10 protein-coding genes and 1 pseudogene are annotated in these 14,307 nt (G+C 70.0%); 8 read left to right on the top strand and 3 right to left on the bottom strand.

Annotated elements, in window-relative coordinates; genetic code table 11:
* The first annotated feature begins 7 nt into the window (after positions 1–7).
* From ABD743_RS29500 to ABD743_RS29475, 6 genes are all read left to right on the top strand, one after another.
* Complete coding sequence (locus tag ABD743_RS29500; RefSeq protein ID WP_344725631.1) at positions 8–427, top strand: GNAT family N-acetyltransferase; 420 nt, start codon at positions 8–10, stop codon at positions 425–427.
* Between the two features lie 181 nt (positions 428–608).
* On the top strand, positions 609–1,952 hold the full coding sequence (locus tag ABD743_RS29495; RefSeq protein ID WP_344725630.1) for an ABC transporter substrate-binding protein: 1,344 nt from the start codon (positions 609–611) through the stop codon (positions 1,950–1,952).
* A complete protein-coding gene (locus ABD743_RS29490; protein ID WP_344725629.1) occupies positions 1,949–2,929 on the top strand; it encodes a carbohydrate ABC transporter permease in 981 nt (326 codons plus the stop codon). The genes ABD743_RS29495 and ABD743_RS29490 overlap by 4 nt, the downstream gene beginning before the upstream one ends.
* Positions 2,926–3,801, top strand: a complete 876-nt coding sequence (locus tag ABD743_RS29485; protein ID WP_344725628.1) for a carbohydrate ABC transporter permease — start codon at positions 2,926–2,928, stop codon at positions 3,799–3,801. The genes ABD743_RS29490 and ABD743_RS29485 overlap by 4 nt, the downstream gene beginning before the upstream one ends.
* Positions 3,798–5,000, top strand: a complete 1,203-nt coding sequence (locus ABD743_RS29480) for a Gfo/Idh/MocA family protein (protein WP_344725627.1) — start codon at positions 3,798–3,800, stop codon at positions 4,998–5,000. Before ABD743_RS29485 ends, ABD743_RS29480 begins: the two co-directional genes overlap by 4 nt.
* A 32-nt stretch (positions 5,001–5,032) precedes the next feature.
* Complete coding sequence (locus ABD743_RS29475; RefSeq protein ID WP_344725626.1) at positions 5,033–5,860, top strand: sugar phosphate isomerase/epimerase family protein; 828 nt, start codon at positions 5,033–5,035, stop codon at positions 5,858–5,860.
* Between the two features lie 73 nt (positions 5,861–5,933).
* Here the strand turns inward: ABD743_RS29475 and ABD743_RS29470 are convergent, their stop codons facing one another.
* Positions 5,934–6,788, bottom strand: a complete 855-nt coding sequence (locus ABD743_RS29470; protein ID WP_344725625.1) for a sugar phosphate isomerase/epimerase family protein — start codon at positions 6,786–6,788, stop codon at positions 5,934–5,936.
* Between the two features lie 17 nt (positions 6,789–6,805).
* A pseudogene (locus ABD743_RS29465) lies at positions 6,806–7,803 on the bottom strand (LacI family DNA-binding transcriptional regulator).
* Positions 7,804–7,961: 158 nt separating this feature from the next.
* Between ABD743_RS29465 and boxC the strand changes: the two are divergent.
* The gene (gene boxC / locus ABD743_RS29460) at positions 7,962–9,659 is read left to right on the top strand and encodes a 2,3-epoxybenzoyl-CoA dihydrolase (RefSeq protein ID WP_344725624.1); all 1,698 of its coding nucleotides are present in this window, start codon (positions 7,962–7,964) and stop codon (positions 9,657–9,659) included.
* Positions 9,660–9,673: 14 nt separating this feature from the next.
* Positions 9,674–11,086: a benzoyl-CoA 2,3-epoxidase subunit BoxB gene (gene boxB, locus ABD743_RS29455; protein WP_344725623.1), complete on the top strand. Its 1,413-nt coding sequence runs from the start codon at positions 9,674–9,676 to the stop codon at positions 11,084–11,086.
* 1,547 nt (positions 11,087–12,633) lie between these two features.
* On the opposite strand, the gene ABD743_RS29450 is transcribed toward boxB, so the two are convergent.
* A complete protein-coding gene (locus ABD743_RS29450) occupies positions 12,634–14,208 on the bottom strand; it encodes an alpha/beta hydrolase (protein WP_344725622.1) in 1,575 nt (524 codons plus the stop codon).
* Positions 14,209–14,307: the final 99 nt, after the last annotated feature.

Genomic DNA, 14,307 nt, shown 5'->3' with positions numbered 1-14,307 from the left:
TGCGGCTGTGAGGTGGGTCCGGGAGACGCCCGCGCACTGGGACGCCGACAAGCAGCGCGTGCTCGGCGACCTCGCCCCGGAGCTGTTCGGCTTCGGCAGTCCCGGCGTCGGCGACGTCCTTGCCGACGAGTGGTGGCGGGTGGAGGACGGCGACCAGGTCCTCGGCTACGGCAGGCTCGACGACACCTGGGGTGACGCGGAGATCCTCGTGCTCGTGGATCCGCAGCGGCGCCGGTCCGGGGTTGGTGCGTTCATCCTCGAACGCCTCGAGGCAGAGGCCGCGGCCCGCCATCTGAACTACATCTACAACGTCGTGCCGGACCGTCATCCGGATCCCGAGAAGGTCACCGGCTTCCTCGCCGCGCACGGCTTCACCCCCAACGCCGTGGGCGAGCTCCGCAAGAAGGTGCCGGCCGAGGGGGCCTGACCCCCGCCCCCTCTCATCGGACGAGAGGGCCGTTCAACCGGATCTATCGGACCAGAGTGCCGATCGTTTGGTCGCCGGGACTGCAAATTCCTGCAAGGGATTGTGCCCCCGGATGCAGCCTGCCTATCTTCGGGCCCCAGCAGGCGGGTCCGCGGCTGCGATCAGACAAGGAGGTCTGACGATGTCCGGTCGAAGGTTCCTGGCGTTGGTGGGTGTGCTCGGGGTGGCGGTGACCCTCGCCGCGTGCGGGGGTGGATCGAGCAGCGGCGGCGGTGACCACACCGGACAGACGCTGCAGGTCTACCTCAGCAGGCAGGCGTCCTACCCCGACGAGCAGCAGCAGTGGATGCAGCACATCAAGGACGAGTTCCAGAAGAAGACCGGCGCGACCGTCGAGTTCGAGACCTACAGCTCGGCCACCGAGGAACAGCAGAAGATCCAGACCTCCGTGGTCTCGGGCCAGGGCCCGGACATCTACGAGATCGGCACGACGTTCACCCCCACCGCCTATTCCAGCGGTGCGTTCCTGAAGTTCGGCGACGAGCAATGGGACGCCGTCGGGGGCCGGGACCGGTTCGTGCCCTCCACGCTGGCGATGTCCGGCCCCGACGAGGCGGACCAGATCGCAGTGCCGTTCTCGTCGATCCCGTTCGTGCTCGTCTACAACACCCAGATGTTCGCCGCCGCGGGCATCGCCGGGCCACCGTCCACGTGGGACGAGCTGGTGGCGGACGCGAAGAAGCTGACCCAGGGCGACACGTACGGCCTCGCGATGGACTACAAGGACAACTTCTCGCCCTGGAAGTACGTCTGGATGTTCGCCCAGCAGTACGGCAACCCGCTGGTCGAGGGCACGACCGCCCGGATCGACGACCCCACGGTCGCCCGGGCCTACGACACCTACTTCGGGTTCCTCACGAAGGACAAGATCGTGAACCCGGACGCCGTCAACTGGTCATCGCCGGACGCCACCGCGAGCTTCGCGTCCGGGAAGTCCGCGATGTTCGCCATGACCAGCACGAGCGTCATCCCGACGCTCGCCAAGTCCCCCGTGGCGAACTCGTACGCGTTCGCGCCGATGCCGACCGTCCCGCCGGGCGAGAGCGCCCTGCCCGCCGGCGGCGTGCCTGCAGCCAGCATCGTGTCCGGCCAGAACCTCGTGGTCGCCTCCTACTCGCCGCAGCAGGACCTGGCCCTGCAGTACGTGGAGCTCGTCACCTCGGAGGCCGAGCAGAAGCACTTCTCCGACGTGTTCGGGGTGCTGCCCGTCAACGCGGCGGCCGCCGACTCGGTGGCCAGCGGGAAGGAGCAGTACGGGCCGGTGCTGGAGGCGGGCAAGCAGGCCAAGCCCACACCGTTCACCGGGGCGTGGTCGGAGATCCAGCTGGGGCTGACGAACATCACCGTGCAGTCGCTCGCCGGGCTGAGCGCGGGCTCGGTGCCGCCCGACCAGGTGCAGCGACAGCTCGCCGACCTCCAGAAGACCGCGCAGGCTGCCGTCGACAAGGCGGCGGCTGCCCGGTGAGCCTCACCAGCCCGGCGGACCGGCCACCCATGGCGACCCGCCCGGCCGCCGCGACGGCCGGGCCGAAGCGCACCGGCCCTGCCCGACCGGCCCGGCGTAGGCAGGGGCCCCTGTGGCTGATGACGCCGGGCGGCGTGCTGCTGCTCGTGGTGGTCGTCGTGCCGTTCGTGCTGGCGCTGTGGATGTCGGTCACCGACCTCGACCAGTACACGCTGCGGCAGTGGGCCGGCGCGCCCTTCCTCGGCCTCGGCAACTACGTCGAGGCCGTCGCCTCCGGTCCGCTGCTGCACAGTGTGTGGCTGAGCGTCGCGTTCAGCGTGCTGACCACGGTGCTGACGCTGCCGCTCGGGCTCGCCGCGGCGTTCGCCGCGCACGACCGCTTCCGGGGCCGCGGCCTCGTGCGCTCGATCTTCCTCATCCCCTATGTGTTGCCGGCCTTCGTGGTCGGCACCGTCTGGCGCATCGCGCTCGGGCCCGACGGCGCGGTCAACACCGTGCTCGGCACCGTCGGGATCGACGGGGGCAACTGGCTGATCGGGGGCCGCACCTTCTGGACGCTCGTGCTGGTCGACACCTGGGCGGCGTGGCCCTTCGTGTATCTGCTCTGCTTGGCCGGCCTGCAGTCCATCGGCCGCGAGGTGCACGAGGCTGTGGCCGTCGACGGGGCGTCGTGGTGGCAGAAGACGGTGTACATCGTGCTGCCGAGCCTGCGCGGTCCCCTCCTGCTGGCGGTGATCATCGCGACCCTGCACCACCTCAACAACTTCACGCTGCCGTTCGTGTTGTTCGGCTCGCCCGCCCCTGACGAGGTGAACGTCCTGCCGATCGCGATCTACTCGGCCTCCTTCCAGACGTTCCGCTTCGGCCTCGCCGCGGCGATGTCGGTGGCCTCGCTGGTGTTGGTGCTGATCCCGCTGCTGTTCTACCTGCGGGCCGTGCGGCTCGACACCGGGCTGGAGAAGGGGGCACAGGCATGAGCTCCGCCGGCAGGCGCTCCGGTGTGGACGCCACCGCGATCCTCCCGCCGGGTCTGCGCCGCGGCGTGATCATCGTGCTGGTGCTGTTCGTGCTGGCACCGTGCGCCTACATCCTCGCGGCCTCCGTGATGCCGGACATCGAGGTGGCCTCGGGCACGGTCGTCCCCAGCAGCGTCACGCTGGAGAACTGGATCGCGATCTGGACCACGGTGCCGCTGGCGCAGGGCCTCGCCACCAGCGTGCTGGTCTGCGGTGTCGTCGCCGTGGTCTCGGCGCTGCTGGCGGTGGCCACCGCCTACGTCCTCGTCCGGTTCACGTTCCTCGGACGCATCACGTTCCTGCGGGCGCTGGTGGGCCTGCAGAGTGTGCCCGGCACGCTGCTGCTGCTCCCGCTGTTCGTCGTCTACGCCTCGGCGCCCACCTACCTCGGGATCACGGTGGTGGGCACGACCTGGGGCCTGATGATCACCTACCTGACGTTCGCGCTGCCGTTCGCGACCTGGGTGATGGTCACCTACCTCCGGGGCATGCCCGTGGAGTTGGAGGAGGCCGGGCTCCTGGACGGGCTGAGCCGCATCGGGGTGCTGCGCCGCATCGTGCTCCCGCTGAGCGCCCCCGGACTCATCGTCGCCGCGATCTTCTCCTTCCTGCTGGGCTGGAACGACGTGCTGTTCGCGAGCGTGCTCACCCAGCCCCGGACCCGTACGGCGGCCGTCGTCCTGCAGGCGTTCGGGGCCTCCCAGGAGGGTGGAGCGCTCCCGCTGTACGGCCAGGTCATGTCGTCCGCCGTGGTCTGTGCCGTACCCGTTGTCGTCCTGTATCTGATCTTCCAGCGCTACCTCGTGGGTGGCCTGACCGGAGGGCTGAAGTGAACGATTCCGTGCCGCATGCACCCGTACGGTTCGCCGTTGTCGGCTGCGGGGTGATCGGACGCCTGCACGCGGAGGTCCTCGCCGCCGGGGAGGACACAGCACTCCGCGTGCTCGTGGACACCGATCCGGCCGCGGCGGACGCCGTGGCCGACCACGTGGCCGAGTTGTTCGGTGACCGGCCCGCCGTCACCACGTCCCTGACCGAGGCCCTGGCCCGCGACGATGTCGACGCCGTCGCCGTCTGCGTGCCCAGCGGTGCGCACGCCGCGGTCTCGGTGCCGGTTCTCGAGTCCGGGCGCCATCTCGTGGTGGAGAAGCCGCTCGACGTCAGCGTGGCAGCGGGCCGAGCCGTCGCCGAGGCCGCGGCCCGCCACCCCGGCCTCGTCGCCGCCGTGATCAGCCAGCACCGTTTCGACCCGGCGAGCGTGGCCGTCCACGAGGCCGTGACGCGTGGGGAGCTCGGCAGGGTCACCTCCGCTGTCGCGACGGTGTCGTGGTGGCGCAGCCAGGGCTACTACGACTCCGGCGACTGGCGCGGCACCTGGGATCTCGACGGGGGCGGCGCGCTGATGAACCAAGGTGTGCACACCGTCGACCTGCTGTTGTGGTTCCTCGGCCGGCCGATCGACGTGGTGGCCCACACGGCGCTGCTCGCCCACGAGCGGGTGGAGGTGGAGGACACCGTGGCCGCCGTGGTGCGCTTCGAGTCCGGCGCGCTCGCGACGCTGCACGCCACCACGGCGGCCTATCCCGGCCTCACCGTCCGGCTGCAGGTGATGGGCGACGCCGGCTCGGCAGTGGTGGACAACGACCGGCTGTACTACTTCCACAGCGCCCATCGCTCCAGCGTGAGGGCGGCCGGGGACGCCGGTGTCGGGCCGAACAGCGGAATCGGCGGCGACGGCAACCAGGCGGCTCAGCTCGTCGGGCCGGAGGACAGCGGGCAGCAGGTCGGAGGTGGCCCGGGCACCAGCGCCATGTTCACCGGCCATCATCGTCAGTACCGCGACGTCCTCGATGCGATCCGGACGGGCCACGCTCCGGGCGTGACCGTGGCCGACGCCCTGCTCGCCCTGGCCACCGTGCAGGCCGTCTACGAGTCCGCCCGGACCGGCACGGCCGTGGCGATCGCCGATGTGCTCGACGGCCGGATCGTCCCTGCGCCCGAACCGCCTCGGCGACCCGCCGCTGTCAGCTGAGACCCCTTCCGACCCGACCCGAGGAGCAGCCCGTGTGGACCCTGTCCGGCTTCGCCGACGAGATCTCCCCCGACCTGGACGAGCAGGTGCGCGTGCTCAAGGAGCTGGGGATGACCCAGCTGGAGCTGCGCGGCGCCTGGGACACGAACGTCTCCGACTTCGACGACGAGCAGGTGGAGCGCATCGCTCGCACCCTCGACGGGGCGGGCATCACGGTGTCGTCGATCGGCTCGCCCATCGGCAAGGTGCCGGTGACCGCTGACCTGGACGAGCACGTGGCCCGCTTCCGCCGCTGCGCGCAGGTGGGACGCCGGCTCGGCGCACCCTACGTACGGGTCTTCTCCTTCTACCCCAGGGACGCGCAGGATCCCGCCGCCGACCGCGACACCGTGCTGCGCGGCATGTCGGCGCTGGCGGCGGCGGCCGAACAGCACGGGGTCGTGATGCTGCACGAGAACGAGAAGGCCATCTACGGGGACGTCCCCGACCGCTGCCTCGACATCGTCGAGTCCGTGGGCTCGCCTGCGCTGCGCCTCACCTGGGACCCCGCCAACTTCGTGCAGTGCGGTGTCCGGCCGTTCACCGAGGGCTACGAGATGCTGCGCCCGTACGTGGACTACATCCAGATCAAGGACGCGATCGCCGCGACCGGCGAAGTGGTGCCGGCCGGGAAGGGCGACGGCGAGGTGGCGCAGACCCTGGCGGCCCTGCGCGCCGACGGCTTCGACGGCTGTTTCTCACTGGAGCCGCATCTCGCGCAGGCCAACGCGCGCGGCGGTTTCAGCGGACCGGAGCTGTTCGCCACGGCGCATGCGGCGTTCACCGGACTGCTGCGCGAGCAGGACATCCCGTTCCGGTAGCCCCTCCCGCGTCACCTGACCGGGCCTGGCGATCACTCGCCCGGCCCGGCAGGCGACCCGGACCGCGATCCGGTCAGGCCGGCACCGCGGCCACCCGGGCCGCTCGCAGGTAAGCGAGGTTCGCAGCCGTGCGCTCGGCCAGCGGCCGGTCGGTGGAGAAGTCCTCCACCGTGACCCAGCCGTCGTAGCCCAGCTCCGTGAGATGCCGCAGGTACGCACCCACGTCGGCCTGACCGGTCGGCAGCTCCGCCCACGCGTGCTCCCAGCGCACGGTTCCGTCCGCCCCGGTCTCCGCAGGTCGCCACACGCAGTTCTTGACGTGCACGTGCGCCAGGTAGGGGCCGAGCATCTCCAGGCCCGCCCGCACGTCCTCCCCGCCTTCGATCACGAGGTTGCCGAGGTCGTGGATCACCCCGACGGCAGCCGGGTCCACCCCATCGAGCAGGCGCAGCGCGGCAGAGGAGCTGGAGACGACGGTCTGGTGGTGCAGCTCGACGAGGACCTTGACGCCGTGGCGGGCCGCCCGCCCGGCGATGTCGGCGAAGCAGGTGCGGGCGTGGGCGAAGAGTTCGCCGTAGGACGCCGTGCCGAGCGCGGGCGTGCGCACCCGCACCTGGGCTGCGCCGAGGGCGGCGGTAGCGGCGAGCAGGCGGTCGACGTCGGCGTGCTCGTCGCACAGGGCGTAGCCCCCGACCCCGGAGAACTGCAGGCCTGCCCCCTCGGTGAGCTCGCGGATCCTCGGCACGTCCTGCTCCAGCGTGGCGAGCGGCCAGGTGCAGCGGTTGCCGGCCCAGAATCCCGGTTCCGGGGCGTCCTGCTGATCGACCACCCGCCACTCGATGCCGTCCCACCCCTGCGCGGCCAACTGCTCCACGGCCTCCCGAGGTGTCCATTGCGGCAGTGCGGCGGTGAAGACCGAGAACCTCACGGGTTCCTCCCTGGATGTCACTGACGGGGTTTTCTCCGGGCGGGGGCGGGTCCGGTCGAGCCACGGATCGTCAGCACGGCCGGCACGGTGTGCACGCGCGGCGGGGGCGCCACCGGCCGCAGCTGCTCCAGCAGCATGTCCGTGGCCAGCCGCCCGACCTGCTCGATCGACGCGGTGATGGTGGTCAGCGGGGGGTGGCAGAAGTCGGCACCGAAGATGTCGTCGCACCCGACCACGCTCATGTCGTCGGGCACCGCCACCCCACGGGTGAACAGCCGCTGCAGCACGCCCAGCGCGATCAGGTCGTTGAAGGCCATCAAGGCCGTCACGCCGGCGTGCACGGCGGCGTCGGCCGCGGCCGCGCCCGCCGCGCGGGTGGGCGGGAACGGCCCGAGGCGCCGGACCGACAACCCGGCCTGGCGTGCGCCCAGCTGCACGGCCCGCCAGCGTCGTCCGTTGGACCACGACGAACGCGGACCGGACAGGTAGGCGACATCGCGGTGGCCGAGTGAGGCCAGGTGGTGTACGGCCTGGACCACGCCCGACGGAGTGTCGATCACCACCGAGGTGACTCCGGCGTGCTGCGGTTGACGGCGGTGAGCGGAACCGAGCGGGCCGCCTCTCGCAGCGCGTCGTCGCTCAGCCGCGACGCCCCCAGCACCAGGCCGTCGGCGCCCTTCGCCGCCGTCACGATGTGCTGGTGCTCCAGTTCCACCGACTCGTTGGTGTCGATCAGGATCTGGCTGTAGCCCGCTGCGGCAGCCTGGGCCTGAGTGCCCCGGACCAGGTCGAAGAAGAACGGGTTGGTGATGTCGGGGACCAGCAGCGCGAGCGTCATCGACCGGCCCGACATCAGTGAGCGGGCGGCGGTGCTCGGCTGGTAGTCCAGCTCAGCGACGGCGGCCAGCACACGCTCGCGAGTGGCGGCGTTGACGAGGTCGGGCCGGGAGATGGCCCGCGACACCGTGGAGATGGAGACCCCGCATGCGCCGGCCACGTCGTGGATCGTCGCCATGGCCCCCCTGCTCGCACCGTTGCGATGCGGCGGTCGGGACCCGCCGCGCATTGCACGTTACTGCAAGCGCTTGCGCCGGGTAAGCCTCGTAAAGTTCTACACACATGGACCGCCCGTCGTGAATGTTGTAGAGTTTTGTGCGACCCACGGAGGAGCCGATGACGACCACCGCAGATCCCGACCAGGCCGCGATCCCGGCGGTCTCGTTCGACACCGAGCCTGCGTCGTACCGGCACTGGAGCCTCGACATCGACGGGGAGATCGCCTACCTCCGCCTCGACATCGACGAGGCGGGCGGCATCGTCCCGGGCTACGAGCTGAAGATGAACAGCTACGACCTGGGCGTGGACATCGAGCTCTACGACGCCACTCAGCGGTTGCGCTTCGAGCACCCGCAGGTGCGGGCCGTGGTCCTCACCAGCGCGAAGGACCGCAACTTCTGCGCGGGCGCGAACATCCGGATGCTCGCCCAGAGCTCGCACCCGTGGAAGGTGAACTTCTGCAAGTTCACCAACGAGACCCGCAACGGCATGGAGGACGCCACGGCCAACTCCGGCCAGACGTACCTCGCGGCCGTCAACGGCACCGCCGCGGGTGGGGGCTACGAGCTCGCCCTGGCGTGCGAGCAGATCCTGCTGATCGACGACAACTCATCCGCGGTGTCTCTGCCGGAGGTGCCGCTGCTCGGCGTGCTACCCGGCACAGGCGGACTCACCCGGGTCACCGACAAGCGCCGGGTCCGCAAGGACCGCGCCGACGTCTTCGCTACCCGGCCCGAAGGGGTGCGCGGCAAGCAGGCCGTCGAATGGAAGCTCGTCGACGAGGTGGTGCCGAAGCGAGTCTGGGACGAGACCGTGCGCGAGCGGGCCGCCACCGCGGCCGCCCGCTCCACCCGTCCCACTGACGTGCAGGGCATCTCCCTCACCCCGCTGCAGCGCGAAGAGACCGCCGACGGCATCCGCTACCAGCACGTCGAGGCGCGCTTCGACCGGTCGCAGGGCCTGGTGGAGATCACCGTGCACGGCCCGGAGGGGGACGTCCCCGACACCGTTGCACGTGTGCACGAGCTCGGCGCCGACTTCTGGCCGCTCGCGATGACCCGCGAGCTCGACGACCTCATCCTGCGGCTGCGCACCAACGAGCTGGAGCTCGGCACGTGGGTCATCCGCACGAAGGGCGCCGTCGAGCACGCGCTCGCGTTCGAGCGAGTCATCGCGGAGCACTCCCGTGACGACTGGCTGGTCAACGAGATCCGCCACTACTTCAAGCGGGTGCTCAAGCGCCTCGACGTCACGTCGCGCTCGCTGATCGCGCTGATCGAACCCGGCTCGTGCTTCGCGGGCGCACTGCTGGAGCTGGCACTCGCCTGCGACCGGCAGTACATGTTGGAGGGTCTGCTCGAGGAGGACGCCCAGGAGGGCGAGCCGGCGCAGATCGTGCTGAGCGAGAGCAACTTCGGCGCGTTCCCGATGAGCAACGGGCTGTCCCGTCTCGCGTCCCGCTTCTACGGCGACGACGACCACGTCGCCAAGCTGCGCCAGGAGACCGGCCGCCGGATCGAGGCCGTCGAGGCCATGGAGCTGGGCCTCGTCACCGACGCCCCGGACGACATCGACTGGGAAGACGAGATCCGGATCATGCTGGAGGAGCGCGCCTCCCTCTCCCCCGACGCGCTCACCGGCATGGAGGCCAACCACCGGTTCGTCGGACCGGAGACCATGGAGTCGCGCATCTTCTCGCGGCTCACCGCGTGGCAGAACTGGATCTTCGTTCGACCCAACGCCTCCGGCCCCGACGGCGCGTTGCGCAGGTACGGCACGGGACGCAAGGCCGACTTCGACCGCAAGCGAGTCTGAGAGCAGAGCGAATCATGTCGATCGACTACTCCGAGAAGATCCCGAACAACGTGGATCTGGCCGGCGACCGCAAGCTCCAGCGCGCACTGGAGAGCTGGCAGCCCAACTTCCTCAACTGGTGGAAGACGATGGGCCCGGCCGTCCCCACCGAGGACGTGTACCTCCGTACGGCGGTCGCCGTGGGCCGTGAGGGGTGGGCCCACTTCGACCACGTCGCCATGGAGGAGTACCGCTGGGGCGTGTTCCTCGCCGAACGCAACGCCGACCGGCGGATCGCGTTCGGGGAGCAGAAGGGAGAGCCGGTCTGGCAGCAGGTCCCCGGCGAGTACCGCGCCGACCTGCAGCGGCTGATCGTCATCCAGGGCGACACCGAGCCCGCCTCGGTGGAGCAGCAGCGCAGGCTCGGCGAGACCGCGCCGTCGCTCTACGACCTGCGCAACCTCTTCCAGGTCAACGTGGAGGAGGGCCGCCACCTCTGGGCGATGGTCTACCTGCTGCACGCCTTCTTCGGTCGCAACGGCCGTGAGGAGGCCGAGGCGCTGCTGCAGCGCAACTCGGGCGACCTCGACAGCCCGCGGATCCTCGGCGCGTTCAACGAGGAGACGCCCGACTGGCTGTCGTTCTACATGTTCACCTACTTCACCGACCGGGACGGGAAGTACCAGCTCGGCACGCTGAAGGAGTCTGCGTTCGACCCGCTGTCGCGCACCTGCGAGTTCATGCTCAAGGAGGAGGCGCACCACATGTTCGTCGGCACCACGGGTGTCGACCGCGTGGTGGCCCGCAGCGCCGAGCTGATGCGAGAGCACGACACCGAGGACATCGCCCCGCACGGCGGCATCCCGCTCGACGTGATCCAGAAGTACATCAACTTCCACTACTCGGTCTCACTCGACCTCTTCGGCTCCGAGCAGTCCACCAACGCCGCCAACTACTTCACCGCGGGCCTCAAGGGGCGCTGGCAGGAGGAGCGGCGCAAGGACGACCACGTGCTCACCGAGGACTCGGCCCACATCCAGCTCGTCCGCGACGGCGAGCTCGCCTCCGACGAGGTCCCGGCGCTGCTGGCGCTCAACAACGACCTGCGCACCGAGTACATCTCCGACTGCCAGAGCGGGCTCAAGCGCTGGAACCGGGTGCTCGAGCAGGGCGGCGTCGACCGGCGGCTGACACTGCCGCACGTCGGGTTCAACCGGGACGTCGGCCTGTTCTCCGAGCACCACATCACGCCCAAGGGCGACCTGGTCGGTGCCGACGTCTGGGAGGCCAACCGCGACAATTGGCTGCCCACCGAGGCCGACAAGACCCACGTCCGGTCGCTCATGCGCCCGGTATACGAGCCCGGCAAGATCGCGGGCTGGATCGCCCCGCCCTCGCACGGCATCAACGACAAGCCCTTCGAGTACGAGTACGTCCACTTCCCCTGAGCCTGGCCCGTGAGACGCGCCCCGGTCCGCTGTCCCTCGTGGGCCGGGGCGCCGTTGCCATGATCACCAGTTGGGGACGCGGAGGTGGGCCCAGCGCAGCCACGCGCCCGTGACCCCGGCCGCTTCACCATGATCACCAATTCGGGACGCTCAGCCGCGCCCAACACGGCTCCCGCTCCCCAAACAATGACCACGCCACTCCGCAGCCCACTCGCAGGTCGAGGTGACCCGCGGCCGGCATCATCGGGCTACCCCGCCGCAGCCACCACCCCCGCCCACCGCAGCCGTCCCCACCATGATCACCAATTCGGGACGCCCAGCCGCACCCAACACGGCTCCCGCTCCCCAAACAACGATCACGCCACCCGGAACCCGCCCGAGGGCTCAAGGGGGTCGCCGGTCGGCACGGAGCCAGCCGACGACAGCCACTTCCTCCCAAGCCGCCCATCGCGGCCAACCTGACCATGATCACCACTCGGGGACGCGCAGGCGCGTCCGACGCGGCCGCCGCGCCCGAAACACCGATCACCGCCGAGCGCTGACCCCGACCGCTGCACCATGATCACAAATTCGGGACGTCCGGCCGCGCCGAACACGGCCACCGCTCCCCAACGATCACGCCACCCCACAGCCCGCTCACGGAGCCGAGGTAACCAGCGGGCGGCATCCATCGGGCCAACCCGCAGCAGCCACCGCACCTACACGCGCCCACGGCGGCCGGCGCAACCATGATCATCATTTGAGGACGCACAGGCGCGCTATGCGCAGCTACCGCTCCACAAACAACGATCACCACGAAGCGCTCGCCCGGAAACGGCACCATGATCATCAGTTCGGGACGTCCAGCCGCGCCTAATACGGCTACCGCTCCCCAAACAATGATCACGCCACCGCGCAGCCCACTCGCGCGTCGAGGTGACGAGTCGTCGGCACCGTCGAGCCAGCCCGCCGCGCCACCGCCCACACCACAACGGCCGCCCCCACCATGATCACCGTTTGGGGACGCGGAGGCAGGCCCAGCGCAGCTACCGCGCCCCAAACAACGATCACCACGCAGCGCCGAGCCGGAGCGGCGCCATGATCATCGGTTGGGGACCCACAGCCGCACCCGACACGGCCACCGCTCCCCAAACAATGATCACGTCACCCCGCACCCGCCTGCGGCTCGAGCGGATCGCCGGTTGGCACCATCGGAGCCAGCACGCAGCCACCGCCCCACACCCCGCCCACCGCGGCCGCCCCATCATGATCACCAGCTAGGGACGCACAGCCGCGCCCAGCGCAGCTACCGCGCCCCAAACAACGATCACCACGCAGCGCCGAGCCGGCACGCCACCATGATCACCAGTTCGGGACGCCTAGCCGCACCCAACACGGCCACCGCTCCCCAACCAATGATCACTCCGCCGGGCAACCCGCGGGGTGATCACCACCGGTCGACAGCTCGGAGCCAACCCGCGGATCGAGCAGCGGCGGGCCGCTGGCCCACCGCAGCACCTGCGGATGTCCGATCCCCACGGGCCGAGCACCCGAGGCGTGGCGGACGGTTACGAGACCGCCAGTGCGGTCGGGGTCGGCTGCGGGAGCGGGGAGCACTGCGCGTCGGAGGTGTCGCCGGACTTGCGCTCGGGCAACGTGCCATTGGCGAGGTAGTCGGCGACGTGGTCGTTCACGCAGTCGTTGCCGCTCGAGAGCGACGCCGCGTGCGTGGTGCCGCCAGTGCCTTCCACCAGCGCGGAGTTGGGGAACTCGCGGCGGGCCTGGAGGGCGCCCGGGTACGGCGTGGCACCGTCGAGCGTCTCACTGACCAGCAGCAGGTTCTTCAGCTTGCTGCCGTCGATCTTCACGGGCTTGTCGGCTCCCGGCTTGACCGGCCAGAAGGCGCAGGGCGCGTTGTACCAGGCGTTGGCCCAGGCCTCGAACGGCGCTTTGGCCGCCACCTTCGTGTTGTCGTCCTGCCAGGTGCTCCAGTCGGTGGGCCAGGGCGCGTCGGTGCATTGCACCGCGAGGTAGATGGCGTAGTTGTTGTCGTCGGTGGGCGAGCCCGATCCGTCGTAAACCGCCTTCAGAGCCCCCGCGTCACCGTCGTGCACCCAGCGTGAGAAGGCGCTCGCGACGGTCTCGTAGTTGCGGACGTCGTAGCCCGCCCCGAGGAAGAGGTCGGTGAACTCGTCCGGCCCGATCTGACCGCCGGCCGGTTTCTGGCGCAGCTTGTCCTTCTCCGAGTAGAAGAGTTTCTCGACGTCGTCGCCGCTGTTGCCGAGCTTGTAGATGTTGTCGTTCTTGGCGATCCAGTCGAAGAAGATCTTCTCGTTGCGGTCGAACGCGACGTCCTGGCTGAGGTTCGCCTCGTACCAGACGTTCCGCTCGTCGACCACGCCGTCGAGCACCATCCGGCGCACCCGGTCCGGGAACATCGTGGCGTACACCTGGCCGATGTAGGTGCCGTAGGAGAAGCCGTAGTAGTTGATCTGGTCGGCTCCGAGCGCCTTCCGGATGCTCTCCATGTCGTTGATGGTGTCGACGGTGGTGAGGTGGCTGAGGAGAGCGCCGCCCGTCGACTTGCAGGCCTGGGCGTAGGACTGCGCGCGCTTCAGCCAGGCGGCCTCGGTGCCCGTGTCGGGGTCGTAGTCGGGCCGGTTGTAGCCGCCGTAGTTGGCGATGCAGCTCAGTCTGGGCTCGCTCGACCCAACACCGCGCGGGTCGAAGCCGATCCAGTCGTAGCTCGAACCGACGTTGCGCGGCACCGCGCCGCCGAGAAGCGAGAGCCCGACACCGGACCCGCCCGGCCCGCCCGGGTTGACGAGCATGACGCCCTGGTACTGGTTCTCGGGCACGGTGTGCTTCACCATCGACACCGCGAGCTTGATCTTCGTCTTCCCGGGTGCGGAGTAGTCGAGCGGCACCTCGACGAACCCGCACTGCGCCGACGCCGCCTTCAGCTGTTCAGCGGCGCAGGGCGCCCATGCCACCGGCGGCGGCGTGTAGTCGGGCGCGGCCGCGTCGGTCTGCACGGCGGCGTGCGCCTCCGCCAGCCCGAGCGCTCGATGGCCCGCAGGTGCGACAGCGGCCCCCACCGCCACGAGCCCAGCCGCCACAACAATGGTCACAATTCTGCGCACGCATGCCCTCCGACTTCTGCCCCGATGCGAGCGACAGATCCCCCTACGAGCGACACGTCACTCTGCGCTATAGCCGCCCAAACCTCAATCGGAGGGACG

Origin of the sequence: Pseudonocardia yunnanensis, assembly GCF_039534065.1 — a bacterium.
GTDB classification, from domain to species: Bacteria; Actinomycetota; Actinomycetes; order Mycobacteriales; family Pseudonocardiaceae; genus Pseudonocardia; species Pseudonocardia yunnanensis.
The sequence above is the reverse complement of the archived record's forward strand: the minus strand, read 5'-3'. Positions and strand labels throughout refer to the sequence as shown.

Coding starts and splice junctions, on each gene's coding strand:
- ABD743_RS29495 (WP_344725630.1), top strand. CDS start 609: ATGTCCGGTCGAAGGTTCCTGGCGTTGGTGGGTGTGCTCGGGGTGGCG.
- boxB (WP_344725623.1), top strand. CDS start 9,674: ATGTCGATCGACTACTCCGAGAAGATCCCGAACAACGTGGATCTGGCC.
- ABD743_RS29485 (WP_344725628.1), top strand. CDS start 2,926: ATGAGCTCCGCCGGCAGGCGCTCCGGTGTGGACGCCACCGCGATCCTC.
- boxC (WP_344725624.1), top strand. CDS start 7,962: ATGACGACCACCGCAGATCCCGACCAGGCCGCGATCCCGGCGGTCTCG.